Genomic DNA, 25874 nt, shown 5'->3' with positions numbered 1-25874 from the left:
CTGTAGTCAATGTAACCATCTTAATGCCGTTACAGATGTTTGGCATTCGCATCTCTCTGGATGAACTGCTGATCTCCTGCCCATAAAACCTTCCAAAAACCATTTATTCAATCAAAGGACAGGCACACTGCTAATTTGGAATTTTATAAATATTTCGATATCTTATTTCTACACATAATCAAAAAAAAGGTGACCGTCATGCTCAAACTCACGATTACGTTTCTTCTCTTATTCCCCTCACTGTATGCCATCACCTGGGATGAAGCATCTAAAAAGATTGCCAATATGAGCTTTGAAGAGTACAAAGTCTACAAAGAAACGGACGAGTACAAAGAAGCAAGAAAGTCTTTTACGGATTCAGCCATACTCCGTATGCCTAGAATCAAAATCACGTCGTCAAAAGATATCGAAAAGATCATCCCCAAAGGGAAAAAACAAAAAAAAGGTGCTGCAAAAAAGCTTGAATATAAACATCTCGTGATTGATGCTACTCTGAAAGATAAAAACTTACCTGATAAAACAGACGTTGAACCCTTTATGGATCGGCTCTTGGATAAAGCAATCCAGGAAGAGGGCCAGGGTGTCGATGCTATTACTATCATGCTGATGAGATCGGACAAGAATCAGGCAATCGCTTCAGCAGAATGGTGGCCGCTGAGACACAAACTCGATCCTGACAATCAAAAGAATATCGATAACAAATCGACTTATATCAAGCGTATCGAAGTCATGGATGAACAGTGGAGTAAAAACATCCAGAAAAAGAGAAAGAAGAAAAGATAAAAAGCGCTATCGCGTTTTTCTGCCCCCAAGATCATTTCGCCGAAACCGGTCACATTGGTTTCGGAGTTGACCGTCCTGCCCTGTTGTCGATTTTCCAAATGTCTCCGATTTTGCGGACGTAGAGCATTCGTTGCTTTCCGTCTTCGAGGAATTTGGTGCTGCAATGCTCTTTTCCCAATGATCGAACGGAAAAATTGCTCACAGACCGCTTTGGGCGCGCTTTGAGTTTTTCGGCAACGGCACGTTCGACTTCGTTCCTATCTTCTTCACGCGTATGGCAACCGTCCAAACGTTCACGGAAATGGGGGTCTTTGAATGCGATCGAGAGCGCGTAGGTCTGCATCTCCGTATCGGTAGGAAGCTTCGTCCATGAGGTGGTAACGGCATCAACGGGGCTAAAAAGCTGCAGCACGCCGGCGGACAAGAGGCCGGCGAAGGCTGCTGCGAGTAAGAAGAGCCGCACGGCTACTTGCGGCTGTTATAGGCGTCGATGGCGTCGCGGAAGCCCGCCAGGTGGTTCAGCGAACCCGCCTTGAGGTTTTCAAAGGTGTTGACGACGTCCGAAGGCATCCCCTCTTCGGCCGCTTCAAGGTCATCGATGTCGGTGATCTCAATGTATTCGCCGACCATCAATGCGCTCAGCTCGGATTGGGTTCCCTGCGCAACCAGCGTGTCATAGAGCTCCTGGAGTACCGGGATGTCAAACACGCCCACCTCCGTTTCGTCGATGCCGGAGATATCGGCGCCGTAACGCTCGCACAGCACCTTTGCCTGATCGATATGCTCCTGCTCCGACGCCTGGATATTGGCAAACACCGCTTGGTTCGTATACATATTCCCCAGCGTAATGTACGTATCGCGGGCGACTTTCTCCTCCTGGTAGATAAACACCAGTGTCTCCAGCTGCTCCTCCGTCACTGCCGCAGCCGTTCCCTTTGCCGCCATACCGCTTGTCGCCATCACCGCCGCGATCGCCGCAGCCATTACCATTTTTTTCATTGTTTAACTCCTGTTTTGTTTGACAGGTATGGTAATGATGCGGTGTGAAAAAATCATGAAAGCATGCAGAAGGTTTTGGGGAGAGAGGGGCGGAAGATGGTGATAGGCGGGCTATTCCGGCCGGTAGGCCTCTTTTTTCTTTTTCATCGCTTTTTTCTTCTCCGCCTGTTTCGCGGCATCGTTGAGTTCGTCCTCGCCGTCGTACTGCACCTGGTTGAGAAACTTCTCTTTGTCGTCGAACTGGCCTGTCCGGATGGCCCACATGATCCCCAGCAGTGCCAGTGACCCCAGGAAAACCGAGACGGCCAGCATCATGATAATTACCCAACTGTCCATACTCTCTCCTTTTCAGCGGCGTTTCGCCGCGCGCTTCCAGCTGTAGGCGATGCGCATCGAGTTGCCCACGACCAGCAGGGAACTCAGCGACATCGATATCGCGGCGACCAGCGGAATGATGTATCCTGCCATCGCCAGCGGTACGGTAATCGCATTATACACGAGCGAAAGAGCGAGGTTCTGCTTGACCAGGCCGTAGGTCGCGCGGCCGATCCTGAACGCCTCTTCGAGGGAGGTGAGAGAATCGTTCATCAGGACCACGTCGCTGACGTCGATGGCGATGTCGCTGCCGTTGCCCATCGCAATGCCGATCTCCGCCTGGGCCAGTGCGAGGATGTCGTTGACACCGTCCCCTGCCATGACGACCTTATGCCCCTCGCTCTGCATCTGGGCAACCATGGCGGCCTTCGCCTCGGGGGTCAACTCCGCATGGTAGTGCTCGATACCGACTGCTTCCGCGATCTTTCGCGCGGAGCGTTCATGGTCACCTGTCAGCATGATGACGTCGATGCCGGCATGGGTCAGCGCGCGGATCGCCTCTGCCGCGTCGGGACGGGGCTTGTCCGCCAATTCAAAACGGGCGACCAGCGTCTCGCCGACGGCAAAGTAGAAGAGCGTATGTGCGCTCTCGTCCGCGGGAGCGATCCCCTGCTCTCGCATCAGGGCGGCATTGCCGCCGCTGAGCATCTGCTCCTCGCAGCGCGCGACCATCCCCTTGGCTGCGATCTGGCGCACCTCATCGAGGATGGGGAGTGCGGCCGGTGCCGCTTCGGCATTGAGGTATTCGGAAACGCCGACGGCGACCGGGTGTTTGGAAGCATTGAGCAGTGCCTGGAGCTTCAGGCCGTAGCGCTGCTGCTCCTCCTCCGTACCGTACCACTGCACATCGACGACCTGCGGACGCCCCTCGGTAATGGTGCCCGTTTTGTCAAGTACCAGGGTGTCTGTCTGCGCCAGGGTCTCGAGCTGAGCGGCCTCTTTGAAGAGGATCCCCCGCTTCGCCCCCTGCCCGAGTCCCACGAGAGTTGCCACCGGTGTCGCCAGCGCCAGGGCACAGGGGCAGGCGATGACAATGACGGAGATACCGACCATGAAAGCGATATTGAACGGGTGCGGCCAGAACCACCAGACAAGGAAAGTGCCGAAAGCCATCAGCAAAATGACACTGGAAAAGTACTCGGAGAGACGGTTGGCCAGCTGCTCTATCCGCGGCTTTTTGGCCATGGAGCGTTCGAGCATCGTCAGGATGTTCGACAGGGTCGAGTGTTCGAAATCCTTCGTCGCTCTGTACTGGACGACGGCGTCGATGCTCGTCGTGCCGCTGACGACGCTGTCGCCCTCGCGCTTATAGATGGGATCGCTCTCTCCCGTCAGGCTTGATTCGTCGAAACTCCCCTCGCCTTGAAGGATCTCTCCATCGATGCCCGCCTTCTCCCCCGCTTTGAGCAGGATGACGTCGCCGACGACGACCTCGCTGACCCCGACGTTCACCTGGGTACCGTCCTTGAGCAGGGTCACCTCCCCCGGTACATGCTTGGAGAGGACGTCGAGGGTATCCGCGGCGCTTTTTTTGCTGAGCACCTCCAGGAACTTGCCGACGAGGACGAAGGTGATGATCATCGTCACCGAGTCGAAATAGGCTTCGCCCAGCTCAAAGAGGGTGATATAGATGGAGTAGAGGTAGGTCAGCGACGCCCCGGTCGCGACGAGGATGTCCATGTTGACCGACCGGGTGCGGATGCCGTAGTAGGCCCCCCGGAAGAAGACCCAGCCGCTGTAGAAGAGCACGGGCGTCGAGAGGATCCACTCGGCGACGTTGAGGATGTTCTTGATCCCCTGCGTCATCCCGGTAAAGAAGCCGGCATATTGCGCCACGGCTATGGTCATGATGTTCATCATCGCAAAGACGGCGACGGCGATGCGGAGGTAGTAATCCTTGCGCTCCTTCTCCGCCCGTGCTTCCTGGATCTGCGGATCGTACGGGAAGGCATCGTAGCCGATGGCGCGGATCATGTCGATGATCTGGGAGAGTTTGACCACCTCGTCGTCCCAGATGATACGCGCCTTGTTGTTCGTATGGTTGATATGCGCCTCGACGACGCCCTCCATCTTGTGCAGGGCCTTTTCATTGAGCCAGACACAGGCGGAGCAGTGTATCCCCTCGATAATGAGCGACACCTCGCTGAAGCCTTCGCTGTCCGTCTTAACGTAGCGGTCGTAGAAAGCCGGCGAATTGAAGTTGCCGCTGTCCTCGAACTGCTCCGTCGGCGGGACGAGGGTCTCCTCACCGAGCTTGTCGTAGAAGCGCTCCAGCCCCTCGTCTTTGAGCAGATGGTAGATCCCCTGGCACCCTTTGCAGCAGAAGTGGAGATCCCCCTCCTTGATCATCACCGATTCATCGAACTGCAGATGGCAGTGGTCGCACTTGACGTTAGACAATCTCGAAAATCCCCTCTCCACGGTTTTTGCGGATGCGGTCGTAGGGCGCGATGATCCCGCTCATGCAGATATAGACCCCGGGGGCGGGCTCTGTCGCCGCAAAGCCCAGCGCCATCCCCAGGTTGACGCTCGCTTCGGTTTTGTCGATGCTGAAGGGGACCATGGCGCCGGTGAGGACGATGACCCGCTCCTCTTCATCCTCCTCCATCCACTCCGCCAGGGCTTTGGCCGTCAGGTCCATCGTGTCGGTACCGTGGACGATGACGTAGACCTCCTCGTCGTCGACGTCGATGATATTGATGAGCTGCTCGCGGTCCTCATCGGTCATCTCCAGCGAATCTTTGTAGAGCATCCCGGCGATCTCGACATTGTAGGCGAAGCTCTCGACGATATCCTCGACCGCTTCATTGTCAAAGGGGACCTCGAGCGCCCCGAGGATGGGATCGTAACGTTTGTTGAACGTCCCGCCGGTATTGAGGATCTTCATAGCAGCTCCCTTAATGATTTGATAATGCGCGATGCTTCGGTCGTCTGCGCTTCGGCATCGAACAGGTAGGTTTCCCGCACTCCGGCACGGTGGGCCGCGACGATGTCGCGCTCCTTGTCGCCGACCATCACCGAATGCGCCAGGTCGATTCCCAGCTCCCGGGCGGCCTGAAGCAGCATACCGGGTTCGGGTTTGCGGCATGCGCAGGCCCCCGTCACCTCCGGATGGTGCGGACAGTAGTAGACGCCGGCGATCCTGACACCGTGTTTGCCGAACTCCTGCACCATCCACGCTGTCAGACGGTCAAAATCCGCTTCGCTGTAGCGCCCGCGGGCGATGCCGGACTGGTTGGTGACGACGACGATCATGTAGCCCCGCGCCTGGTAGGCGGCGCAGAGCTCGAAAATGCCGTCGATGAATTCGAAATCCTCGATGCGGTAAAGGTAGTCCGTATCGACGTTGATCACGCCGTCGCGGTCGAGGAAGAGGGCCGGTTTTCCCATGGATGAAAACGCCATCCGAACTAAGTCCGGACAGCTACGCCAACGCTGAGTTCGCCTCGGCGGCGTGCCCTCGCGCCTTGCGCTCTTTGTAAATTCTCAGACATACGCATCGTCTGTTTGCCTATGCTCCGACGCCGTCGCCGAAAAGCTCTTTCTCGATCACGTCACAGATGATGTGCCCGATCAGGATATGCGACTCCTGGATACGCGGTGTCGCGTTGGAAGGGACGATGATGGCGATGTCGGCCATCTGCCCCATCTTGCCGCCGTCACGGCCGACGAGGGCGACGGTCGTGATCCCCTTCGCCTTGGCGCTCTCAAAGGCATTGACGATGTTCTGGGAGTTGCCCGAAGTGGAGATGCCGAAGAAGATGTCGCCTTCCACGCCCATGCCTTCGAGCTGGCGGGAAAAGACCTTGTCGTAGCCGTAGTCGTTGCCGATCGCTGTCAGGTTCGACGTATCGGTGGTAAGGGCCAGCGACGGGATGGAGGGGCGGTCGAAGCCGTAGCGGCCGACCAGTTCCGCCGCGATATGCTGGGCATCCGCCGCGCTGCCGCCGTTGCCGGCGAGCAGGGTTTTGTTGCCGCGGCGATACGCCTCGACACAGGCCGTGGCCGCTGCTGCGATCGTGTTCAGCAGGGCGTCGTCGTTCAAAATCTTCTGTTTGGTCTCAATGGAAGCGGAAATCTCGTTTTCAAGGTAGGCTCTCATCAATAGCTCTTCCTTCCTCTCTCTATTAGTAGTGATGCCATTGTACCGCCGCGATGGTAAAAAGCGCGTTACTTGTTGACAAGTAAAAAGCAAATAGTATAAAATACGGGAAATCTTTCATATTAACGACCTCGATTTCTTCACTTAGAAAAATCCACACAGCAGACATAGAGGAATACCTTCATGAGCGATACTTCGCGCAGCAACAATTCACGAAACAGTAAAAACAGGACCCACAAGCCCGTCGAAGGCTACACCGTAGAGGACCTGAGAGAGAAGACGATCGACGAACTGGTCGCCATGGCCGAAGAGCTCGGCGTCGAGAGCCCCAACGAGCTCAAACGCCAGGACATCATCTTCGAGATCCTCAAAGCCCAGACGGCCCAGGGAGGCTTCATCCTCTTCACCGGTATCCTCGAGGTCATGCAGGACGGCTACGGCTTCCTCCGCTCCGTGGACAAGAGCTTCAGCGACTCCCTCAACGACGCCTATGTCTCCAGCACCCAGATCAAGCGCTTTGCGCTTCGTAACGGGGACGTCGTCACCGGCCAGGTCCGTGCGCCCAAGGACCAGGAGCGCTACTATGCCCTGCTCAAGATCGAGGCGATCAACTACGTGCCGCCCGAAGAGAGCAAAAAACGCCCGCTCTTCGAAAACCTCACACCCCTCTATGCCAGCGAACAGCTCAAGCTTGAATACCAGCCGACCCACCTCACCGGACGGATGATGGACCTCTTCTCTCCCATCGGTAAAGGGCAGCGCGGCCTCATCGTCGCCCCGCCGCGTTCGGGTAAAACGGAGCTCATGAAAGAGATCGCCCACGGCATCACCCACAACCACCCGGAAGTGGAGCTGATGGTCCTGCTCGTCGACGAACGTCCCGAAGAGGTTACCGACATGGAGCGCTCCGTCAAGGGCGAGGTCTACTCCTCCACCTTCGACATGCCGGCGAAGAACCACGTCAAGGTTGCCGAGATGGTCATCGAGCGCGCCAAGCGCCGTGTCGAGATCGGCAAGAACGTCGTCATCCTGCTCGACTCCATCACCCGCCTCGCCCGCGCCTACAACACCGTTACACCTAGCTCGGGTAAGGTCCTCTCGGGGGGTGTCGACGCCAACGCCCTGCACAAACCGAAGCGCTTCTTCGGTGCCGCCCGTAACATCGAGAACGGCGGCTCCCTCACCATCATCGCCACGGCCCTGATCGAAACGGGAAGCCGCATGGACGAGGTCATCTTCGAAGAGTTCAAGGGGACGGGTAACTCCGAGGTCGTGCTCAGCCGCAAGATCTCCGACCGCCGTATCTTCCCGGCGATCGACATCCTCAAGTCCGGTACCCGCAAAGAGGAGCTCCTCGTCGGTCCGGACGTCCTGCAGAAGGTCTTTATCCTCCGCTCCATGCTGCACAAGCAAGAAGACGAGGTCGAGGCGCTCCGCTTCCTCTACACCAAAATGCAGAAGACCAAGTCCAACGACGAATTCCTCTCCATGATGAACGAGGGCTAAACCGGTGCGCGTCGGTGTTTTCGACAGCGGTATCGGCGGCCTGACCGTCGTCAAATCCCTGCTGGAGCACCGCCTCTTCGACGAGATCGTCTACTACGGCGATACCGCCCGCGTCCCCTACGGGGTCAAGGACCGCAACACCATTATCCGCTACGCCCTCGAAGCGGTAGAATTTTTCAAAAACTTCGACATCGACCTGCTCATCGTCGCCTGCAACACCGTCAGTGCCTACGCCCTGGAGGAGATGCGCGCCCAGGCCCCCTTTGACGTCGTCGGCGTCGTCGAACCCGGCATCCTTGCCGCGAAGAACGCGCTGGGCGACAGCGATGCGGAGGTGCTGGTGCTCGGTACGAAGGCGACCGTCGGCTCCGGGGCCTACCAGCAGCTTCTGCAGAACCACGGCTACCGCAACGTCGAAGCCAAGGCGACGGGGCTCTTCGTCCCCATCGTCGAGGAGGGGCTCTTCGAGGGCGAAGTGCTTGAAAGCACGATGCACCACTACTTCGCCGGATGCAAAGCCCCGGATGCCGTCATCCTCGGCTGCACCCACTTCCCCCTGATCGCCGGGGCGATCTCCAGCTATTTCGGGGACAAAGCGCTGATGATCCACTCCGGCGAAGCGATCGTGGAGTACCTCGAAGCCCATTACGGCATCAAAGAGGGTGCCGCGAATACCGAGATGAAATTCTTCGCCTCGGAAAACCCCGACGGGCTGCGGAAGGTTGCCGCACAGTGGCTCGGCCTCCCGACCGCGTAACCCCGTCTAATTGCCATAGATAACCCCCGCTTCAACCATCGTGTGTTAAACTCAAACCCAATTATGCAACAAAGGAATCCGCTGTGAACGAGCGCTCGCAAGTCCTGGCACTGAAGTACCGTCCCCGCCGTTTTGAAGACCTCATCGGGCAGGAGACGATCGCACAGACGCTCTCCCTGGCCCTGGACTCGAAACGCCTCTCGCACGCCTACCTCTTCTCCGGCCTGCGCGGTTCGGGCAAGACCTCGACGGCGCGGATTTTCGCCAAGGCGCTGATGTGTGAAAACGGGCCGACCTCGCACCCCTGCGAACAGTGCGAACACTGCCTCTCCGCCAACGAGGGGCGCCACATGGACATCATCGAGATGGACGCCGCCTCCAGCCGCAAGATTGACGATATCCGCGACCTCATCGAGCACACCAAGTACCAGCCCGCCAGCGCGAAGTTCAAGATCTTCATCATCGACGAAGTGCACATGCTCACCAAGGAGGCGTTCAACGCCCTGCTCAAGACCCTCGAAGAGCCCCCGCCCTTCGTCAAGTTCATCCTCGCAACGACCGACCCGCTGAAACTCCCCGCGACTATTCTCAGCCGGACCCAGCACTTCCGTTTCAAGAAAATCTCGAACCAGGATGTCAGCGCGCACCTGCGCCACATCCTCAACCTCGAGAACATCACCTATGAACCCGATGCCCTGCAGATCCTGGCCCGCAGCGGTTCGGGGAGCCTGCGCGACACCCTCACCCTGCTCGACCAGGCCATCATCTACTCCAAGCACCACGTCGACGTCTCCACCGTCACGGAGATGCTGGGCCTCATCGACCCGCAGTTTTTCGAGTCGCTCTTCGGCGTCATCTTTTCCAAGGACCGCGCACGGCTCGTCGACACGCTCCGGGAGCTGGAGGCCTACGAGGCGGAGATGGTCGTCGACGAACTGACCTCCTGGCTCAAAGAGCGGCTCTACGACCATGACGACGCCCGATTCTCCCCGCTGCTGCTGGAGCGGTTCTTCCGCATCCTCAGCGAGGCGAAGTCCCTCTTCGCCATCAACGCCGAAGGGAGCTTCGTCCTGGGGCTGATCTTCTTCAAGATGATCGAGGCGCTGAAGGTCAAAGAGATCGACCAGATGATCGAATCCCTCGAGGCCCAGGTCGGCCGCCCCGACAGCGTCGCTTATGCCCACGCAGCACCTGCCATCCCCGCCGCTGCCCCGGCGGCCCCCACCGCTACCGCAGCACCGGCCACAGGGATCGAAAGCGCACCGGAAGTACCGGCCGCGCCCGAACCGGAGCCTATTACCGCCCCGGCACCCGACCCCGCGCTTGCGAAGTTCGAAGCGCTCTGTGAACGCATCGAGGACCGCAGCGCGGATCTCGGCAAATGTTTCCGTGAACAGATCACCTTCATCGCCTACGGCGACGACACCCTCACCTGGGAGAGCTGCGCCGACGACAACTGCCGCGCCAAGCTCAAGCACGGTTTCCCGGTGATCAAACAGCTGGTGCGGGAGGTGTTCGGGTTCGAGACAAAAATAAAGCACAACCCCTGCTCGAAACCGGAAGTGGAGGCTGCCCCAAAGCCTGAACCGGTTTCCGAACCGGTAAACGAAGCACCGATGCCCGAAACCGGTTATGGTTCAGGGAACACTATGTCAGCGGTAGAAGATGATATGGAAGAACGCCCCGCCTATATGGAGAGCTACAGTGCTGCGGAAGAGGCACCCCAGAGCGCCTCCATGACCGAAGAGATCGAGACGGGTTCGGGCAGCTGCGTCACGGGGAACTGCGAGCCGGACCTGAGCACCCGGGAGATCGACGGCAACGCCATTCTCGACGAACCGATGATCCAGAAAGCGACCGAACTCTTCGAAGCGACGAAGATCACGATCCAGAATAAAGTCTAGGCCGCCGGCAGCTTAGTGCTGCTCGGTCACCTTTTCACCGAAATTTTTGATGTCCGAACCGATGCTGTCCGCCGTCTCGTTGATCTGTGCGGATGAGCAGCCTCCGAATGCCGCCATGACTGAAAGTGCCAAAGCAAGAAAAACCGTAATGCGCATGCGTACGCTCCTTTTTTTGCGTTGATTATAGCCACGCCCCTTTTAGAATCAGCTTGCCGCAGACACGCTACAATGCCGTTATGCATACCATCGTTCTCGCCACCTTCAACGCACGTTACAGCCACGCTTCTCTGGCGCTGCGCTATCTCTACGCCAATCTGCGCGAACTGCGGGAGCGCAGCGTCATCCGCGAATTCGTCATCAACGAGAACATCCAGCAGATCGCCGAACGCATCCTCGCCGAGCAGCCTTGGATCGTCGGCATCAGCACCTACATCTGGAACGCCGGCGACGTCGCGGAGCTCATCGGCATCCTCAAGAAGGTCTCCCCGGAAACCGTCATCGTCCTGGGCGGACCGGAGGCGTCGCACCTCCCCCACCGGGTCGATTTCTCACATGCTGACTACATCATCAGCGGCGAAGGGGAAATCGCCTTCTACGAACTCTGCCGCGACCTGCTCGCTGGCATGGAACGGAATGACCGTTTCATCAAGGCACCGACAGTCGACCTCGCCGCCATCGCCCTCCCCTATGACGACTACGACAGCAACGACATCCAAAACCGCTACGTCTACCTGGAGACGTCGCGGGGCTGCCCCTACCTCTGCGAATTCTGCCTCTCGGCCATCGACGACAAGATGCGCTACTTCGACATCGACGTCATGACTGCGGAGTTCGAGAAGCTGTGGCAGCGCGGGGTGCGCAGCTTCAAGTTCATCGACCGTACCTTCAACCTCAAGCTCGCCTACGCGAACAGGATCCTCGACTTCTTCCTCGCCAAGGATGAGCCGTACTTCCTGCACTTCGAAGTGATCCCCGACCACTTCCCCGAAGCGCTGCGGGGCCGGATCGCGCGGTTTGCCCCGGCCGCCCTGCAGCTCGAAGTCGGCATCCAGACCCTCAACCCCGAAATCGCCGACAATATCCACCGCCCCCTGCGGCTCGCAAAAATAGAGGAGAACCTACGCTTCCTCGAGGAACATACCCGCGCCCACCTGCATCTCGACCTTATCGTCGGCCTCCCCGGCGAAACGCTGGAGAGCTTCGCCCGCGGGCTCGACACCCTCGTCTCCTGGAGCAGCGGGGAGATCCAGATCGGCATCCTCAAGAAGCTCTCCGGCACGACGATGGCCCGCCACGACGACCCCTTCGGCATGGTCTACGCCGACACCCCTCCTTACGACGTCCTCAAGACGGCCCATGTCTCCTTCGAAGCGATCCAGAAGATGAAGCGTTTCGCCCGCTATTGGGACATCCTCTACAACAGCGGCAACTTTACACGCAGCGTCGCCCTGCTCTGGCCCGAAGGGAAGGTTTTTGACGGGTTCTCTGATTTCAGCAGCTGGGTCTACGGTGAAACCGCGGCAACATGGAAGATCGCCCAGGAGCGGATGGCCCGACTGCTCTTCGACTACCTCGTCGACGTAAAACTATTCGACAAAGAAGACGTCGGCCGCGCGATGGCCGCGGATTTCGCCAAGAGCCACGGCAAGCGCCTCCCACCCTTTCTGCGCGCCTACGCCTCAGAGGAGAGCAGCGGCGGGGAAGCCGTACAGGGAAGCGCATCGACAAAACGACAATCGATGCGGGTCTGATCCACCTACTACGCGAACTCCAACCACAGACCCTTGCCACTTTTTTAAAAAAGTAGCACAAAAATCGTCGTTTCGCGAATCGCTCATCCCTCCCGGCTTTCTGCCTCCGGGATGGCTTTCAACGAACGCTCAACGACAGACACTATTTAACTTCATGCGCTTCAGCGCGCCGAAGCTCGTATCGCGCCTGCGGCACAGCAATCATATTTCATCCGTTTACACCGGTTTACACCCTGTTGTGCGAGCGCTTACATTGACGTCCTATCATGGTAAACGTAAAGAGGATGTTTCCTCTTTTAGGGCACCTCTAAAGATCCTGCACGGTCTTTAGAGGTGCCCTTAATCCCCTTCCAAAGGATAGACCATGAAACGGACACTTCTCATCGGAGCGCTGCTCGCAGCCGCCGGCACTGCCGCTTTCGCAGGACCGCACGGCGACAGCCGCATGCTTCTCAATTCCCTTGACCTGACATCGGCACAGAAAGCGCAGCTCAAGACCATCCGCATAGAGGCGCGCAACGAACGGTTCAAACTGAAAGACCAGATGGACGACCTGCGCGACAAAACGAACGACCGCATCCTCGCCGTCCTCACCGACGACCAGAAGAAAGCCTACATCGCCGCGCGCAGCGACCGTATGAAACAGCGTATGGATAAACGGTGCGATCGTGATAAAATGCCTATGAAGAGACCAAAATACGACTAGGCAATGGCAAAAATCCTGTTAATCGAAGATGATACCGAGATCACCGCACTGCTCGAACGCTACCTCGGGCAGTACGGCATGGAGGTCGTCTCCTACACCCACCCCGAAAGCGCCCTGGCATCGCTCGGCATCGAATCCTACGATGCCGTGCTGCTCGACCTGACCCTGCCGCAGATCGACGGGCTCGAGGTGTGCCGGCGTCTTCGCGAACGCAGCGACATCCCCATCATCATCTCCTCCGCCCGGCACGACCTCAGCGACAAAGTCATCGCCCTCGAGTACGGGGCGGACGATTACCTGCCCAAACCCTACGAACCGCGCGAACTCGTCGCCCGCATCCAGAGCCACCTGCGGCGCTACGCAGGCACCGTCACCCGTCAATCTTCCCGTTTTTCGGTCGATACCGCGCGCATGCGCATCGACAAGGAGGGCGAACCCCTCTCGCTCACCGTCGCCGAGTATGAACTCCTTGCCCTCCTCATCAAACACAAAGGCGAAGTCGTCTCCCGCGACTTCATCGCCAACAACGTCGACGCCATCGGCTGGGAGAGCACGGAACGCAGCATCGACGTGCTCATCGGCCGCATCCGCCGCAAGATCGAAGCGGACCCGAAACACCCCGCCTTCATCCACTCCGTCCGCGGCGTCGGCTACAAGTTCACGGAGTGACCATGCCCCGCCGCAGTTCCATCTTTTTCAAGCTCAACCTCTTCTTCCTGCTCGCACTGGTCACGCTGGCGCTGCTCTTCGCCCTGTTCCACGTCACCGCTTCGCATATGGAAACACGCCGGGAGATCCTGCGGGGGATGGAACTGGCACGTCTGCTGCACCACCTCCGCAGTACGGACCGTGCCGAACGCACCGCCGCGCTCGCAGAGGCGCAGTTTGCGCTGCTCACCCCCGACGCCCTGCCCAAAAACGCCAGGGAGCTGCAGCCGCCCCGTAACGCGGACGACCACGACGCACGGGAACACCGGGAGCGACTGCCGCTGCGGCTCTACGAGGCAGGCGGGAGCTACTACTTCCTCTCCACCCTCCGTCGCGACCCCTTTCTTGTCAAAGATGAACGGCCCGCCGAAAACTTCGGCGGCCTGCAGCTGATCTTCGTGTTCCTGCTGGCGGGGCTCGTCACCCTCTATGTCCTGCTGCGCCGCAGCCTGCTGCCGCTGCGCGATCTGCATACCCAGATCCGCCGCTTCGGACGCGGTGACCTCGATATCGACACCTCCAGCACGCGCCGCGACGAGATCGCGGCAATCGCCAACGAATTCAACGACGCCCTGGAGCAGCTCCGGCAGCTGCGCGCGTCACGCCAGCTCTTTCTGCGCAACGTCATGCATGAGCTGAAAACCCCGCTGACCAAGGGCAAACTCTCCCTGGCAATGATGGAAGAAAACGAACAGACCGCTTACCTCAACCGTCTTTTCAGCCGGATGGACGACCTCATCAACGGCGTCGCCCAGGTCGAAAAGCTCCAGAGCATCGGGCTCGACCGCATGCCGCAAAACGTCGCTACCCTGCTGGAAACGGCCGTGAACCAGCTCTACCTCTCCGCGGAGCGGCGCCAGGCACTGCGTATCACCGCCGACCCGGGTGTCAGCATCGACGCCGACGCCCCCCTCTTCGTCAGCGCCCTGTGCAACCTCCTCGACAATGCGCTGAAATACAGCAGCGCACCCCCGGTCACCGTCACCGCCGACCGCGAGGGGATCTGCATCGCCAACGCGGGTGCGCCGCTGGAAGTGCCGCTGAACACCATTATGCAGCCCTTCTCCAGTGCCAACCCCGCCGGCGGACTCGGGCTCGGCCTCTCCATCACCGACACCGTCATGAGGGCCCACGGCTTCACCCTCGTCTACGACTACCGCGAAGGAATGCACCGCTTCTGCATCCGCTTCGCTCCTTCGGCCGCCTGACGCTTCACTCCTCCGCCAGGGAGGCTTCCAGAAGTGCGATCAGGTTCAACGCCCCGACAATGCGGTAGGAGGCATCCACCACCGGGAGGACTTTGTAGACCTTCCGGCCCAGCATCTTCTGCCGTACATCTTCCAGCGGTTCATCCGGGCTGCAGCAGACCACTTCCGTCTCCATGATGTCCGCGGCGTTTTCCGCCGTCAGGTAGTGGAGGATATCGGTGGCGGGCGAAAAGCCGTTCTGCGGGGCGATCCCCTCGTGCATGACGTGGCGGGCCAGGGCACCGAGGGAGACCACGCCAGACAGGGCGCCGTCATCGTCGACGACGAAGACCGCCCGCTCCTCCCCGTGCCGCAGCATCGTGTCGAGGATTTCCCGCAGCGTCGCCTCTTTATGCACCGTCACGGCACCGTATGGCGTCTTTGAGCGCTCCAGGAACATTCCTACTGTCACTGTTTTCATCTTTTCTCCTCCACTTCGCCTGCGCGTACCAGCATCTGCTTCAGCAGCAACGGGCCGACCAGTTCATTCACCACCGTGGCGGCAATCACCGTATTGAGCACCGTCGTCCCGATGGCGCCGAACTCGGGGTGGTGGTAAAGGATCAGCGCGAGCCCCAGCGCCACCCCCGCCTGAGGCATCAGCGCCGGGCCGATATGCATCCGCACCGCTTCGGGCGCCCCCGAGAGGCGCGCACCGACCCGGCTCCCCGCAACCTTTCCCATCAGGCGCAGCCCCACATAGAGCAGCGCGACCGGCCACACCTGCGCCATCACCTCCAGCTCCATCGTCGCCCCGGAAATGAGGAAAAAGAGCACGAAGATCATCTCTTCGAAATGGTGCCTGATGGTCAGGAAGAGTACATCACTCCGGGCGCTGCTGTTGACCAGCGTCATCCCGTAGGCCATGGCGGCCAGCAGGCCGTCGAAGCCGAAGGTGTCCATGCTGCCGTAAAGCAGCAGCAGTACCGCCGCCGACGAAATCACCAGGGCACTCTCCGAGGCGACATAGCGCAGGTGCAGCCCCTGAAGCCACCCCGCGGCGATACCGCAGGCCAGCGAAACGGCGATGCCGACAAAGGGGGAGATCAATGAGACGAAGAGCGGTGCGTCGGTCAACCCCATCAGGGTCGAAGCGATGCCGAGCACGATGGAAAAGTTAATGAGCGCCACCGCGTCATCCGTCGCCACGACCCCCAGGATGGTCAGCGTCAGCGGTCCGCGGGCACGGAACTGGTGGATCACCGCCAACACGGCGGCCGGGGCCGTCGCGGCACTGATGGCCCCGAGGAAAAGCGCCGTGATCATCACGACATCCTCCCCCTTCCCGGGCAGCAGGAAAGTCAGACCGAAGACCATACCGGCCCAGACGGTCAGGAAGGCCAGTTCCGACTCCCCCAGCATGATCGCGATGATGCTCTTTTCCAGTTTCCGGATCTTGTCGAGCTTCAGCGAACCGCCGATCATAAAGGCGATCACCGCCAGTGCAAAATGGACGATCTCGCGGCTCCCCTCCATGAAGGAGAGCGGAAGAATCCCGCTGACGGAAGGACTGAGCAGCAGCCCGGTCAGCAGGTAGCCCGTCACCTTCGGCAGCCTGAAACGTTCGCTCAGCAGTCCGGCGGCGTACCCGACCGCGAAGAGCAATCCGATCCAGAAGAGCGTCTGCATTTTGACCCTACTCCGTTTTACTTCCGCCGAAATAGCGCTCGGTCTCGCCCACGATCACCTTATGCAGCAGCAGAAGGCCGATCAGGTTCGGGATGATCATCAGCCCGTTGAAGAGGTCGGAGATGTTCCAGACCAGCTCCAGCTTCAACACCGCCCCGACAAAGATCATCAGGACGAAGACGACGCGGTAGTAGCGGATATGCCCCTCGCCGAAGAGGTACTCGATCGCCTTTTCGCCGTAGTAGCCCCACCCGATCAGCGTCGAGTAGGCGAAGAGCACCGTCGCCGCCGTCACGATCACCGTCCCGGCAACGCCCAGGAAGTGGGTGAAGCTCACCATCGTCAGCTCCCCTGCCGCCACCCCTTCGTGCCACTGCGGCGCCATGAGGATGACCAGGGCCGTCATCGTACAGACGACCAGGGTGTCGATGAAGGTCTGCGTCATGCTCACCAGCGCCTGGCGCGTCGGCGAATCCGTCTTGGCCGCCGCCGCGGCGATGGGCGCGGAGCCGAGGCCCGATTCGTTCGAGAAGACGCCCCGTGCGACCCCGTAGCGGATCGCGGCCGCCACCGTCGCCCCGACGAAGCCGCCCCCCGCGGCAATCGGCGTGACGGCATGGGTAAAGATGAGCCCGAACGCCCCCGGTACCTTGTCAAGGTTCAGCACGATGATGGCGAGCGCCCCCAGCACGTAGCCGGCAATCATAAAGGGGACCAGGACGCTCGTAAAGCGGGCGATGGACTTGATGCCGCCGAGGATGACGACCCCCGAAAGAATTGTCAGGACGATCCCGGTCACCCAGGCGGGAAGCGCGAACTGCCCCTGCAGCGCCGATGCCACGGCGTTGGACTGCACCATGTTCCCGATGCCGAAGGCCGCCACCGCCGTAAACACGGCGAAGGCCGCGCCCAGCCACGGCAGCCCGGCACCTTCGGAGATGTAGTACATCGGCCCGCCCTTCATGCCGTTGCTCCCCTTGACGCGGTACTTGACCGCCAGGACCGCTTCGGAGTATTTGGTCGCCATGCCGATAAGCCCGATGACCCACATCCAGAAGACCGCCCCGGGACCGCCCAGCGCGATCGCCGTCGCGACCCCGACAATGTTCCCGATGCCTACCGTCGCGGCCAGGGCCGTCATCAGCGCGGCGAAGTGGGAGATATCCCCCTCGCACTCATCGTTGCGGTGCCAGATCAGTTTGAAGGCGTGGCCCAGCGCCCGGAACTGGAGCCCCCGCAGCCTGACGGTCAGGAACAGCCCCGTACCGACCAGCAGTATGAGGACCGGCGCCCCCCAGATAAAACCCGCCGCCGCTGCGACCGCCTGTTCAAACCACTCCATCAAACCTCCTGATTACACCTTGAAATCGTCTCACACTCACGCCTTGCTGCGGAACTGGACCTCCGCCGCCTCCAGCCGTTCGTAGCGCCGTACCCGTCTGCGGTGGGGACGCCACTCCAGCAGCACAAGGGCCACCCCTTCCCAGAGCGACACCCAGGCGGCCACGGTGAGTCCCTCGGCAAAGACCTCCCCCACGACGGAGGGGCTCTCCCCGATCCACTGCCGTACCCAGACGGCCAGGAACATGATGGCCACACCAACGGCGAAAAGCAGCCCCGCCTTGCGCAGCATCTCCGCCGTCGTCTCCCGCTCCAGCTCGGCCATGTACTGGAAAAACGTGCCGATGCTGCTACGGATGCGGGTGTACTTCTCTTCCGCTTCCTCTTCCGAAAAGGTAAAGCGGATGACCAGCGGTGTCCCCGGCAGCTCTTTGGCGGACGACGTCAGGTAGTCCGTCAATTCCTGGTCAAGGTCCCGGCGCAGGTAGTCGGCATGCTTGTCGAAATAGTTATAGAGCGCTTCGGGCCGCTCTGCCGCCACATCGATGATGTAGCGCCCCTGCGCATCCCGTTCGTAGCGTCCGAGGTAGCTTTTATGGTTCGCCATGCATCCGACCTTGGCAGATTTTGCACTATCATAGCGCATTTCCGGCCCCGGTTCGCTTCGCATCCTTTGACAAACGCTTCACGATTGGGCTAAAGTTATAGAATGTTGGATGATCCCGTTACCAGGGCCGCTATGGTCGTCTTCGTCACCGTCTTCTTCGCCACGCTGATCGCGATCGCCGTGATGTACCTGCTCATCCGCGCCGGGGAGAAGGGGCCGCCGAAACCGCCGCACAAAGGGCAGATGTGGCTGGCCGGGATTATCGGCATCGGCATCCCGATGCTGATGCTCGCCTACGCCCTGCTCTTCTCCCCCTCCGCCAGGCTTACACCGCATCAGCTCCATCAGCAGCAGATAGAAAAATCACAGGGTAGCTTACAGCAGGGGCGCTAGCGCCTCCACGTCCACCTCTCTCCCCTTCTTGTACCGCTTGACGTACTCGACGATCATCCCGTGGAAAAGGGCGTAGATCGAGGGCAGTTCCTGCGCCTCGAAACGCCCTGCTATCCCCTCAACGCACCACGCCTGCAGGTCGTCGTAACTCTCATGCTCGAACCCGAAGGCCCGCAGCAGCCTCGCCGTGTAGGCATCCACGACCATCGCGTCGCGCCCGCAGGCGTAACAGAGAATGGAATCCGCCGTCTCTGGGCCTATTCCCTTCTGCTCCAGCAGCCACTCCCTGCTGACCTCATTGCGGAAGGTCTCAAAGTCGCCGTAGGCTTCCAGCAGCGCCGCCGAAAGCGCCTGCAGCACCCTCGCCTTGTTCTTGAAAAGCCCGCTGGGGCGGATCAACTCCATCAGCTCGCCGGGATCGGCGTCTGCAATCGCTTCGGCGCTGAGCGCCCCCGCCGTATCCAGGTTGGCAAGCGACTGTTCCACCCGCGTCCACTGGCTGTTCTGCGTCAGCACCGCCCCGACGACAACGGCGAAGGTGCCGTAATCCGGCCACCACATCGGCGGTTTCCCTTCGAGCAGGTTCAGCGCGTCCAGAGCGCTGTAGAGGGTATTCGCATCGGGTAACGGTACCATGAATCTCTCCATTGACAGCATTCTCTTCACGCATTATACACGGGACAGACTATCCATAAATCTGAATGGAAAACATATCATCGCCTGAAGAAGATGGCGTAAAATTGTTAAAAATACACAATTTTGTTACACTTGAAAAGCGCAGTGCCACTCTTTGGGGACTCCGCGGATCTATGGCGACCCGGACAGAAGCGCATCTTGTCGGGAAAGATCAATCGTGAAAGGAAAAGAATATGAAGGCGTTGTTATTTCTGACACTGGGTACTACACTACTTTTCGCTTTATCCCCCTATGAGGTCTCTGAAAAAATAAAAACAATGACGTTTGAAGAGTATAAGGCGTATATTAAAACGGATGAATACCAACAGTCTATGCACCGGAAGGTACAACACCCCGATCAATCATCGAACAAAGTCGCGCATTCAAAATCCGGCCGGAGCGGCAATTGTGTGAAATTCGTCGTCCTGCATTCCGCCGAAAGACTCGCACGGGAGGTTGGCGAAACATCGCAATGGATCAACTCTGCAGACATTATGATACACCTCTGGACAAAACCTTCAAGCCTTGGGAAGGGGAATATAATTGGGGATGTGCGCCCGGGTTCTCATGTCCGGATTCTGGAAGAGACAGCGGATGACTACAAAGTGGTCAGCCCCCTTGACCAGAGCGTCGGATGGGTCAATAAACAGAAAGTATCACGCATACAGTTTGAAGATGCACAAACGCGCGAAGTGTGTACCCCGTAAAATCTTCAAGCAATACTGATCATATCAGCGGTGATCGCCCAGGGTTTGCCGGGCCGCCAAGCCCTGGCAATTACTTCCAGCTCTCCTCGACGATCTGCTTCGAGCGTTTGTAGGGGTAGCGCTCCAGCAGTTCGTGGATAGGCAGGAGCATGTCGAAGTTCTTCTGGCGCATGAAGTGCATCAGGGTGACCGACGCCCAGTAGTCGTGCTCGTACTCCGTGCCCGCAAGTGACGTCGGGACGCCCTCTTTGTTGACCGTATGGCAGGCGCTGCAGGTGACCGGGCCGGCGTATTCGCCGTCGGGGCTGTACTGCATGGCCTGGTCGTGGGTCGTCTGGTCGATGCTGCGGGTGCCGTCGAAGCGGGTCGGGTAGAGGCCGTGCGTCGACTCGTGGCAGCTCTGGCAGGAGAGCTTGCCGTGCCCTTTCGAGTGGCGGTAGAGGGCGTACTTCTTGTTCTGGTCCATCGGGAAGTAGTCCCCGCCCTCGTCCTCGACAAAGGGCGCCGCGTGGCAGTCGGCGCAGTGCGGTTCGCCCGAGGCCAGCCACCAGTCGGAGCCGCCGCTCACGGCGTCGTAGCCGACCGCTTTGCCTTTCGGGTCATCCCACTCGCCGAGAATCGGGCTGCCGTCTTTTTTCGTCCCTTTCACCGTGGAGAGCACCGCACCCTTATGCTCGGTGTAGTAGGCCTCCGTCTCCGCCACTTTCGGGTCCGCCATCGCGGCGAACTTCTTCATGCTGCCGCCCGCCAGCGCCTTGACGACCGTTTTGAGGTCGCGGTTGCGCAGGGTCTTGCCCGACTGGTACTTGGGGTCTTTGATGGCGTCGTAGGCATAGAGCTCCTGCGACAGCGCATTGTGGCAGTGCGTACAGTAGAGCCCGCGCATCTTCTCGACCTTCTTGCCCTTTTCGTCCTTCATGCTCACCTCTTCGAGGTAATAGCGGCCGACGCTGTTGAGGAAGAACGGCGGTTTGACATCGGGGTTCGTGTGGGCGTCACGGCCGTTGTAGCAGCCGCCCCCGGCGATGCGGAGGTCTTTGTCCCCCACCATGTTGCGGCCGTAGGCATCGGTGAGGCGGAAGAGCATATCGGCGTCGTTCATGCTCTTGTCCTGCCCGTGCGTCGGGTGGCAGACCTGGCAGTTCGCCGGACGGTCGGCGCCGTCGGGCACCGGGGCCGCTTTCATGTGGAAGCCGTGCACCGCTTCGGCCAGCGGCTTCGCATGGACTGCCTTGTAACTCGTGACCCCGTCACGCGGCGTCTTGAGGTTGCCGGAGATGTTGTCGCCGTGGCAGTCGGTACAGTTGACGGAGCTGACGGTCCCCAGGCGGAAATTCGGCGTGTCGGTCTTGTAGTCGCGCAGGAAGTCCGTGCCGTGGTGCTTGTCGTGCAGGGCGAGGATGTTGATGAGCCCCTCGGCCAGCCGCGCCATGTACTCGGTGACGTCGGGGTGGTAGCCGATCCAGTAGTCGTACTCGGTGTCGCTCTGCCATACCCCCTCTTCGCGGGACTTGACGGCGGCGACGCCCTGGCGGGAGTGGCAGACCTGGCAGTTGGGGATGTCGATGGGGTTGGTGCCCATAAACTCGTAGACCCTCTTCTCGTCATCGAGAATCGCCTTGCCGTGCTTGTCGTGGACGCGCACTTTGGAGACCTGGTAGGGCTGGAAGGTGCGGTCGTCGACGCCGCGGATGGTCCCTTTGCGCTCCGTGTCCGTAAAGGCCGTCAGCGGCAGCCCCAGGGCGTCCCAGGTGTACTCGGCGCTGAGTTTGAGTTTGACGTCCTGCAGCTCGGGGATGAGCGTCTCGGTCATGACGACGTTGTCGCCGTGCTCGTCGGCAAAGTCGAGGTAGCCGCCGTACAGCGGCTTGTTCGTCGGGCCGTGGTCGGTCTTGATGGGCATATCGAGGCCGAGGTACTTGCGGTCCGCCTTGGTCGCGCCCTTCGGGATCGTCCCCAGGCTGTCCTCGTAGATGTAGAGGTGCTTCCAGACATAGTTGGGGAGATTGTCGTTGTTGTCGTCGGTGCGGCCGTTGCCGTTGACGTCCTTCTTGACGCCCCAGTAGCGCATCTTGTTCCCCTCGGAGTAGCTGTTGTCATCCACGTAGTAGTAGAGCTGGATCTCGTTATCCTTGCGGATGAAATAGGGAGACTTTCCGTCCTTGCCGGTGATGACCCCCTGCGCCTGGATGCTGTTGTAGGGCGGGATGATGCAGCAGTAGCTCTCGTCGAACCCGGCGCAGTGCATGCCGAGCTCATAGTTGATGAAGACGTTGTATTTGTTAAAAGGGTTGAACGCGTCAACTTTTTTGCCCTGTTGTTCGATCGTGGTCGGTATCAGTCTGTCCTGCGCGAACGGGGGCTGGGCGTTGTAGGCCAGCGCCGCCGTGCCGAGCAGGAGTGCAGCGGTCATCATTCGAAACATTTTTTATCACTCCGACGGAATTTTTAAACGATTCTACCGCAGATCTATCACAGAGTTATTATAATTTTTTCTTTTTTGTCAAGTTCAACTTTACGTTTTGGGACGAAAAAAGGGGGGATTTTATAAACGGGTGTCCGCCTTGGGCGTCACCCTTCGCAGACGAGCTTCTCAAACCGCTTCAGGATCGCCGTCGCTTCGGCGGTTTCGCGCGCCGCTTCAAGCAGTGCCGCCCGCTTCTCTTCCCCGAACGGTTCGGATTTGGAAACCTCTTCGATATAGGAGCGCATGACGGCCCTGTCGAACTCGGGGTGGAACTGCACCCCCCAGGCGCACGGCCCCATCCTGAAGGCGTGGTTTTCATCGTGGGTGTTGAACGCGAGCCGCACGGCGCCTTCGGGCAGGGTGACTATAGTCTGGGAGTGGATGGTATGGGCATCAAAACGCTTCGGCAGGTCGCAGAAGAGGCGGTCGTCGCTGGCACTGTCGGTCAGATCAATGGCGACCGTCCCTATTTCCATCCCGTTACGGTGATAGCCTGAAACGCCGCCCAGGGCCTTGGCCAGGAGCTGGTGTCCGTAGCAGATCGCCAGCATCGGGATGCCCCGCGCCACTGCTTCCGCCAGCCACGCTGCCGTCTGTTTGCTCCAGGCCTCCTCGTCGGTGACCATGGCGTGCGACCCGGTGACGATCACACCGTCGCACCGCGCCGGGTCCGGCAGGGCGTCGCCCCCCTGGACGTTCACCGTAAAGGGGCGCGATTGCGGCAGCTCCAGCTTGGCGATGATCCAGTCTTCAAAATCATTGTACGCGCTCCGTGTCGTCCCGAACGTCGATCCCGTTTTGATGATGCAGATCCGTTTCACGCCGCCTCTTTTTTTGCGTTATTGTAATCGATGGCAAGAGGGTCTGCGGCCCGGTACGCGCCCAAAATTTATGCACCTTATTTACCGCGCTTCCGTTTCAAAAACAACACGCTTTTCACGTAACGGCCTCTCGTTCTGCACAAACCGATGGATTTATACTATCAGGCAATTACACTATAGGATCGGTCAAGTGTGTAAACGCAAATCCCCCTATAATGGTCCAAAAGAATCCAGGAGAACAAGATGACAAATTTTACCTATCATAACCCCACCAAGATCGAATTCGGAAGAGACAAGGAAAAAGCCATCGGCGACCACATCGCCGCGGCGGGCATCACGAAGGTGCTGCTCACCTTCGGCAGCGACCGCATCAAAAATGACGGTCTCTTCGACACCGTCGCCGCCAGCCTCAAAGCGAACGGCATCGAGTACGTCGAACTGGGCGGCATCGTCAGCAACCCGCTGCTCTCGAAGGTGTACGAGGGGGTCGAGGCGGCCAAAGCCGAAGGCGTCGGGGCCATTCTCAGCGTCGGCGGCGGTTCGGTCCTTGACAGCTCCAAGGCCATCGCGGCGGGCAGCCTCTACGACGGTGACGTCTGGGACTTCTTCATCGGCAAAAGCGTTATTGCAAAAGCGCTGCCGGTCTTTGACATCATCACCCTCGCCGCGACGGGGAGCGAGATGAACACCTACGCCGTCGTCACCAACGAGAAGACGCAGCAGAAGTTCTCCATCGCCTCGCCCCACGTCTACCCGAAAGTCTCCGTCGTCAACCCGGAGCTGCAGAAGTCCGTCTCCAAAGAGTACCTCGTCTACTCCGCCGCGGACATCATCGCCCACTCCATCGAGGGGTACTTTACCGCCTCGTATCATCCCGACATCATCGCCAAGTACATCGAGGCGAACATCTCCACCGTCATGACCACGACAGAGACGCTTCTGGCCGACCCGGACGACTACAATGCGCGCGGCGAGTTCGCCTGGGCGGCGACGCAGGCGCTCAACGGCACGACTACCCTCGGCGTCGCGGGCTACAGCTTCCCCAACCACATGATCGAGCACAGCCTCTCGGCCCTTTTCAACGTGGCCCACGGCGCGGGCCTCTCGGTCATCATGCCCGCGTGGATGAAGTGGTACCATAAGCAGAACGAAGCGCAGTTCGAACGGTTTGCAAAGAATCTTTTCGGAAAAGAGAGTGCCATGGAGGGGATCGAAGCGCTGGAACAGTGGTTCGACAAGGTCGGCACGCCGACAAAGCTGTCGCAGTTCTCGATCAAAGAGAGTGACATCGACGCCATCGTCGAAAACGCCGCGGCAAATGCCAAGATGTTCGGCCTGGCCGACACCTACACCGAGGACGTTCTCGGAACGATCCTCAAACTGGCGCTCTAAAGCGCCCGCCTTTCTATACTTCCCAGGCGTCGGTGACGATCTCGCGCCCGTCGTCGAAGGTCTTGATCTTCCTGGCGCTCATGCAGCGCCCCTTCTCGTCCAGCTCGAACACGGCCGTCTGCAGAATCTTTTTACATTTTTCCGGGACGTTGAAGTGGCCGGGAAGGCCTGTCAGGAAGCGCTGCAGCGGGATCTTGGGGTCCATCCCGATGACGTTGTCGCGGCAGCCGCTGAGGCCCAGGTCCGTGACGTAGCCCGTGCCGCCGTCGATCTGCAAATCGTCCGTCGCCACGTGGGTATGGGTGCCGATGATGGCGCTGACGTGGCCCTTCAGCATCATGAGCAGCGCCCTTTTCTCGCTCGTCGCCTCGGCGTGCATATCGACAAGGATGACTTCGGCCCCCTCGCGCCGCAGCGCCTCGACGCTCTTCTGCGCGCAGATGAAGGGGTTGTCGACCATCGGCATGGCGTAGTAGCCCATGACGTTGAGCACGCCCACTTTGACGCCGTTCACCTCGTACATGCCCGTGCCCTTGCCCGGCATCGCCTCGGGGTAGTTGTGCGGACGCAAGAGCGGCAGCTTTTCAAAAAGGGGGATGATCTCTTTCTTGTCGAAGCTGTGGTTGCCCCCGGTCATAACGTCCACGCCTGCGCCGAAGAGCTCGTCGGCGTTCTTGGCGGTCAGCCCGAAGCCGTGGCTGGCGTTCTCGTAGTTGGCCACGACGAAGTCGATGCCGTGCTCCTTCCTGAGCCGCGGCAGGTGCTGCTTGATCATCGACCGACCCGGCCGCCCGACAACGTCACCGATCATTGCTACTGTAATTGCTTTCATAAACGCTATTCTACCCTGAACGTTTTAAACCGAACGCGCAGTGCCGGCTGGGAAACGAAAGTAACAGAGGGGCTTCTGCTTTTCCATGTAAGGAGAAGGGTTCATGACACGCGGCAAACTGAAAAATCTTTTTTAACCAAATTTAATCTACAATATGACAACCGATGAAATT

Annotated in this window: 27 protein-coding genes; 11 read left to right on the top strand and 16 right to left on the bottom strand. The window is 59.4% G+C overall.

Annotated features, from left to right (window positions below; all coding sequences use genetic code 11):
* Positions 1 to 198 precede the first annotated feature (198 nt).
* Positions 199 to 783 (top strand): hypothetical protein, encoded by a 585-nt coding sequence (locus tag WCX18_RS02735; protein WP_345989362.1) that lies wholly within the window; start codon positions 199 to 201, stop codon positions 781 to 783.
* A gap of 49 nt (positions 784 to 832) precedes the next feature.
* Here the strand turns inward: WCX18_RS02735 and WCX18_RS02730 are convergent, their stop codons facing one another.
* The 7 genes from WCX18_RS02730 to gmhA all read right to left on the bottom strand — a co-directional run bounded on the left by WCX18_RS02730 (position 833) and on the right by gmhA (position 6259).
* Positions 833 to 1246: a hypothetical protein gene (locus tag WCX18_RS02730; protein WP_345989360.1), complete on the bottom strand. Its 414-nt coding sequence runs from the start codon at positions 1244 to 1246 to the stop codon at positions 833 to 835.
* Positions 1247 to 1248: 2 nt separating this feature from the next.
* On the bottom strand, positions 1249 to 1782 hold the full coding sequence (locus tag WCX18_RS02725) for a DUF2202 domain-containing protein (RefSeq protein ID WP_345989358.1): 534 nt from the start codon (positions 1780 to 1782) through the stop codon (positions 1249 to 1251).
* A 111-nt stretch (positions 1783 to 1893) separates the two neighbouring features.
* Complete coding sequence (ccoS, locus tag WCX18_RS02720; RefSeq protein WP_345989356.1) at positions 1894 to 2118, bottom strand: cbb3-type cytochrome oxidase assembly protein CcoS; 225 nt, start codon at positions 2116 to 2118, stop codon at positions 1894 to 1896.
* Positions 2119 to 2130: 12 nt separating this feature from the next.
* Positions 2131 to 4557, bottom strand: a complete 2427-nt coding sequence (locus WCX18_RS02715; RefSeq protein ID WP_345989354.1) for a heavy metal translocating P-type ATPase — start codon at positions 4555 to 4557, stop codon at positions 2131 to 2133.
* The gene (locus WCX18_RS02710) at positions 4550 to 5044 is read right to left on the bottom strand and encodes an asparaginase domain-containing protein (RefSeq protein WP_345989352.1); all 495 of its coding nucleotides are present in this window, start codon (positions 5042 to 5044) and stop codon (positions 4550 to 4552) included. Before WCX18_RS02710 ends, WCX18_RS02715 begins: the two co-directional genes overlap by 8 nt.
* Positions 5041 to 5547: a D-glycero-beta-D-manno-heptose 1,7-bisphosphate 7-phosphatase gene (gene gmhB / locus WCX18_RS02705; protein WP_345989350.1), complete on the bottom strand. Its 507-nt coding sequence runs from the start codon at positions 5545 to 5547 to the stop codon at positions 5041 to 5043. Before gmhB ends, WCX18_RS02710 begins: the two co-directional genes overlap by 4 nt.
* A 121-nt stretch (positions 5548 to 5668) precedes the next feature.
* The gene (gene gmhA / locus WCX18_RS02700; protein WP_345989348.1) at positions 5669 to 6259 is read right to left on the bottom strand and encodes a D-sedoheptulose 7-phosphate isomerase; all 591 of its coding nucleotides are present in this window, start codon (positions 6257 to 6259) and stop codon (positions 5669 to 5671) included.
* A gap of 183 nt (positions 6260 to 6442) precedes the next feature.
* Here gmhA and rho point away from each other — a divergent pair, with 183 nt between their 5' ends.
* The 3 genes from rho (at position 6443) to WCX18_RS02685 (ending at position 10426) form a co-directional block, all read left to right on the top strand.
* Positions 6443 to 7765 carry a transcription termination factor Rho gene (rho, locus tag WCX18_RS02695; RefSeq protein ID WP_345989346.1) on the top strand — a complete coding sequence of 441 codons (1323 nt, stop codon included), beginning with the start codon at positions 6443 to 6445 and terminating at the stop codon, positions 7763 to 7765.
* Between the two features lie 4 nt (positions 7766 to 7769).
* The gene (gene murI, locus WCX18_RS02690; RefSeq protein WP_345989344.1) at positions 7770 to 8522 is read left to right on the top strand and encodes a glutamate racemase; all 753 of its coding nucleotides are present in this window, start codon (positions 7770 to 7772) and stop codon (positions 8520 to 8522) included.
* Positions 8523 to 8605: 83 nt separating this feature from the next.
* The gene (locus WCX18_RS02685) at positions 8606 to 10426 is read left to right on the top strand and encodes a DNA polymerase III subunit gamma/tau (RefSeq protein ID WP_345989342.1); all 1821 of its coding nucleotides are present in this window, start codon (positions 8606 to 8608) and stop codon (positions 10424 to 10426) included.
* Between the two features lie 12 nt (positions 10427 to 10438).
* Here the strand turns inward: WCX18_RS02685 and WCX18_RS02680 are convergent, their stop codons facing one another.
* Complete coding sequence (locus WCX18_RS02680; protein WP_231020287.1) at positions 10439 to 10582, bottom strand: hypothetical protein; 144 nt, start codon at positions 10580 to 10582, stop codon at positions 10439 to 10441.
* An 80-nt stretch (positions 10583 to 10662) separates the two neighbouring features.
* Between WCX18_RS02680 and WCX18_RS02675 the strand changes: the two genes are divergently transcribed.
* From WCX18_RS02675 to WCX18_RS02660, 4 genes are all read left to right on the top strand, one after another.
* The gene (locus tag WCX18_RS02675; protein ID WP_345989340.1) at positions 10663 to 12177 is read left to right on the top strand and encodes a DUF4080 domain-containing protein; all 1515 of its coding nucleotides are present in this window, start codon (positions 10663 to 10665) and stop codon (positions 12175 to 12177) included.
* A gap of 364 nt (positions 12178 to 12541) precedes the next feature.
* Complete coding sequence (locus WCX18_RS02670; protein WP_345989339.1) at positions 12542 to 12883, top strand: Spy/CpxP family protein refolding chaperone; 342 nt, start codon at positions 12542 to 12544, stop codon at positions 12881 to 12883.
* 3 nt (positions 12884 to 12886) lie between these two features.
* Positions 12887 to 13552, top strand: coding sequence for a response regulator transcription factor (locus tag WCX18_RS02665; protein ID WP_345989337.1), 666 nt, complete (start codon positions 12887 to 12889; stop codon positions 13550 to 13552).
* Between the two features lie 2 nt (positions 13553 to 13554).
* Positions 13555 to 14799, top strand: a complete 1245-nt coding sequence (locus WCX18_RS02660) for an ArsS family sensor histidine kinase (protein WP_345989335.1) — start codon at positions 13555 to 13557, stop codon at positions 14797 to 14799.
* Positions 14800 to 14803: 4 nt separating this feature from the next.
* On the opposite strand, the gene WCX18_RS02655 is transcribed toward WCX18_RS02660, so the two are convergent.
* Genes WCX18_RS02655 through WCX18_RS02640 form a run of 4 tightly spaced genes read right to left on the bottom strand, consistent with a single transcriptional unit; the run spans position 14804 to position 18415 of the window.
* The gene (locus tag WCX18_RS02655; RefSeq protein WP_345989333.1) at positions 14804 to 15259 is read right to left on the bottom strand and encodes a CBS domain-containing protein; all 456 of its coding nucleotides are present in this window, start codon (positions 15257 to 15259) and stop codon (positions 14804 to 14806) included.
* A complete protein-coding gene (locus tag WCX18_RS02650) occupies positions 15256 to 16467 on the bottom strand; it encodes a cation:proton antiporter (protein ID WP_345989331.1) in 1212 nt (403 codons plus the stop codon). The genes WCX18_RS02655 and WCX18_RS02650 overlap by 4 nt, the downstream gene beginning before the upstream one ends.
* A 7-nt stretch (positions 16468 to 16474) precedes the next feature.
* Positions 16475 to 17809 carry a sodium:alanine symporter family protein gene (locus tag WCX18_RS02645; RefSeq protein WP_345989329.1) on the bottom strand — a complete coding sequence of 445 codons (1335 nt, stop codon included), beginning with the start codon at positions 17807 to 17809 and terminating at the stop codon, positions 16475 to 16477.
* A gap of 36 nt (positions 17810 to 17845) precedes the next feature.
* On the bottom strand, positions 17846 to 18415 hold the full coding sequence (locus WCX18_RS02640; protein WP_345989327.1) for a hypothetical protein: 570 nt from the start codon (positions 18413 to 18415) through the stop codon (positions 17846 to 17848).
* 102 nt (positions 18416 to 18517) lie between these two features.
* Here WCX18_RS02640 and WCX18_RS02635 point away from each other — a divergent pair, with 102 nt between their 5' ends.
* Complete coding sequence (locus WCX18_RS02635; protein WP_345989325.1) at positions 18518 to 18808, top strand: hypothetical protein; 291 nt, start codon at positions 18518 to 18520, stop codon at positions 18806 to 18808.
* Here the strand turns inward: WCX18_RS02635 and WCX18_RS02630 are convergent.
* Positions 18791 to 19444 (bottom strand): 3-methyladenine DNA glycosylase, encoded by a 654-nt coding sequence (locus WCX18_RS02630; RefSeq protein WP_345989323.1) that lies wholly within the window; start codon positions 19442 to 19444, stop codon positions 18791 to 18793. The genes WCX18_RS02635 and WCX18_RS02630 overlap by 18 nt on opposite strands.
* A gap of 233 nt (positions 19445 to 19677) precedes the next feature.
* Between WCX18_RS02630 and WCX18_RS02625 the strand changes: the two genes are divergently transcribed.
* Positions 19678 to 20190, top strand: coding sequence for a hypothetical protein (locus WCX18_RS02625; RefSeq protein WP_345989321.1), 513 nt, complete (start codon positions 19678 to 19680; stop codon positions 20188 to 20190).
* A gap of 70 nt (positions 20191 to 20260) precedes the next feature.
* Here WCX18_RS02625 and WCX18_RS02620 read toward each other — a convergent pair whose 3' ends face one another.
* Entirely contained in the window at positions 20261 to 22606 is a 2346-nt protein-coding gene (locus WCX18_RS02620) for a hypothetical protein (protein WP_345989319.1), read from the bottom strand.
* Positions 22607 to 22761: 155 nt separating this feature from the next.
* Positions 22762 to 23478: a glutamine amidotransferase gene (locus WCX18_RS02615; protein WP_345989317.1), complete on the bottom strand. Its 717-nt coding sequence runs from the start codon at positions 23476 to 23478 to the stop codon at positions 22762 to 22764.
* A gap of 243 nt (positions 23479 to 23721) precedes the next feature.
* Here WCX18_RS02615 and WCX18_RS02610 point away from each other — a divergent pair, with 243 nt between their 5' ends.
* Positions 23722 to 24870 carry an iron-containing alcohol dehydrogenase gene (locus tag WCX18_RS02610; RefSeq protein ID WP_345989315.1) on the top strand — a complete coding sequence of 383 codons (1149 nt, stop codon included), beginning with the start codon at positions 23722 to 23724 and terminating at the stop codon, positions 24868 to 24870.
* Between the two features lie 13 nt (positions 24871 to 24883).
* Here the strand turns inward: WCX18_RS02610 and WCX18_RS02605 are convergent, their stop codons facing one another.
* A complete protein-coding gene (locus tag WCX18_RS02605) occupies positions 24884 to 25693 on the bottom strand; it encodes a TIGR00282 family metallophosphoesterase (protein WP_345990750.1) in 810 nt (269 codons plus the stop codon).
* Positions 25694 to 25874: the final 181 nt, after the last annotated feature.

It is taken from the genome of Sulfurimonas sp. HSL1-2 (assembly GCF_039645565.1).
Taxonomy (GTDB): domain Bacteria; phylum Campylobacterota; class Campylobacteria; order Campylobacterales; family Sulfurimonadaceae; genus Thiomicrolovo; species Thiomicrolovo zhangzhouensis.
This window is presented reverse-complemented; position numbering and strand designations above follow the sequence as displayed.

Coding starts and splice junctions, on each gene's coding strand:
- WCX18_RS02735 (WP_345989362.1), top strand. CDS start 199: ATGCTCAAACTCACGATTACGTTTCTTCTCTTATTCCCCTCACTGTAT.
- WCX18_RS02725 (WP_345989358.1), bottom strand. CDS start 1,782: ATGAAAAAAATGGTAATGGCTGCGGCGATCGCGGCGGTGATGGCGACA.
- ccoS (WP_345989356.1), bottom strand. CDS start 2,118: ATGGACAGTTGGGTAATTATCATGATGCTGGCCGTCTCGGTTTTCCTG.
- WCX18_RS02710 (WP_345989352.1), bottom strand. CDS start 5,044: ATGAAGATCCTCAATACCGGCGGGACGTTCAACAAACGTTACGATCCC.
- gmhB (WP_345989350.1), bottom strand. CDS start 5,547: ATGGGAAAACCGGCCCTCTTCCTCGACCGCGACGGCGTGATCAACGTC.
- gmhA (WP_345989348.1), bottom strand. CDS start 6,259: ATGAGAGCCTACCTTGAAAACGAGATTTCCGCTTCCATTGAGACCAAA.
- rho (WP_345989346.1), top strand. CDS start 6,443: ATGAGCGATACTTCGCGCAGCAACAATTCACGAAACAGTAAAAACAGG.
- WCX18_RS02680 (WP_231020287.1), bottom strand. CDS start 10,582: ATGCGCATTACGGTTTTTCTTGCTTTGGCACTTTCAGTCATGGCGGCA.
- WCX18_RS02675 (WP_345989340.1), top strand. CDS start 10,663: ATGCATACCATCGTTCTCGCCACCTTCAACGCACGTTACAGCCACGCT.
- WCX18_RS02670 (WP_345989339.1), top strand. CDS start 12,542: ATGAAACGGACACTTCTCATCGGAGCGCTGCTCGCAGCCGCCGGCACT.
- WCX18_RS02665 (WP_345989337.1), top strand. CDS start 12,887: ATGGCAAAAATCCTGTTAATCGAAGATGATACCGAGATCACCGCACTG.
- WCX18_RS02660 (WP_345989335.1), top strand. CDS start 13,555: ATGCCCCGCCGCAGTTCCATCTTTTTCAAGCTCAACCTCTTCTTCCTG.
- WCX18_RS02655 (WP_345989333.1), bottom strand. CDS start 15,259: ATGAAAACAGTGACAGTAGGAATGTTCCTGGAGCGCTCAAAGACGCCA.
- WCX18_RS02650 (WP_345989331.1), bottom strand. CDS start 16,467: ATGCAGACGCTCTTCTGGATCGGATTGCTCTTCGCGGTCGGGTACGCC.
- WCX18_RS02645 (WP_345989329.1), bottom strand. CDS start 17,809: ATGGAGTGGTTTGAACAGGCGGTCGCAGCGGCGGCGGGTTTTATCTGG.
- WCX18_RS02640 (WP_345989327.1), bottom strand. CDS start 18,415: ATGGCGAACCATAAAAGCTACCTCGGACGCTACGAACGGGATGCGCAG.
- WCX18_RS02635 (WP_345989325.1), top strand. CDS start 18,518: ATGTTGGATGATCCCGTTACCAGGGCCGCTATGGTCGTCTTCGTCACC.
- WCX18_RS02630 (WP_345989323.1), bottom strand. CDS start 19,444: ATGGTACCGTTACCCGATGCGAATACCCTCTACAGCGCTCTGGACGCG.
- WCX18_RS02625 (WP_345989321.1), top strand. CDS start 19,678: ATGAAGGCGTTGTTATTTCTGACACTGGGTACTACACTACTTTTCGCT.
- WCX18_RS02620 (WP_345989319.1), bottom strand. CDS start 22,606: ATGATGACCGCTGCACTCCTGCTCGGCACGGCGGCGCTGGCCTACAAC.
- WCX18_RS02610 (WP_345989315.1), top strand. CDS start 23,722: ATGACAAATTTTACCTATCATAACCCCACCAAGATCGAATTCGGAAGA.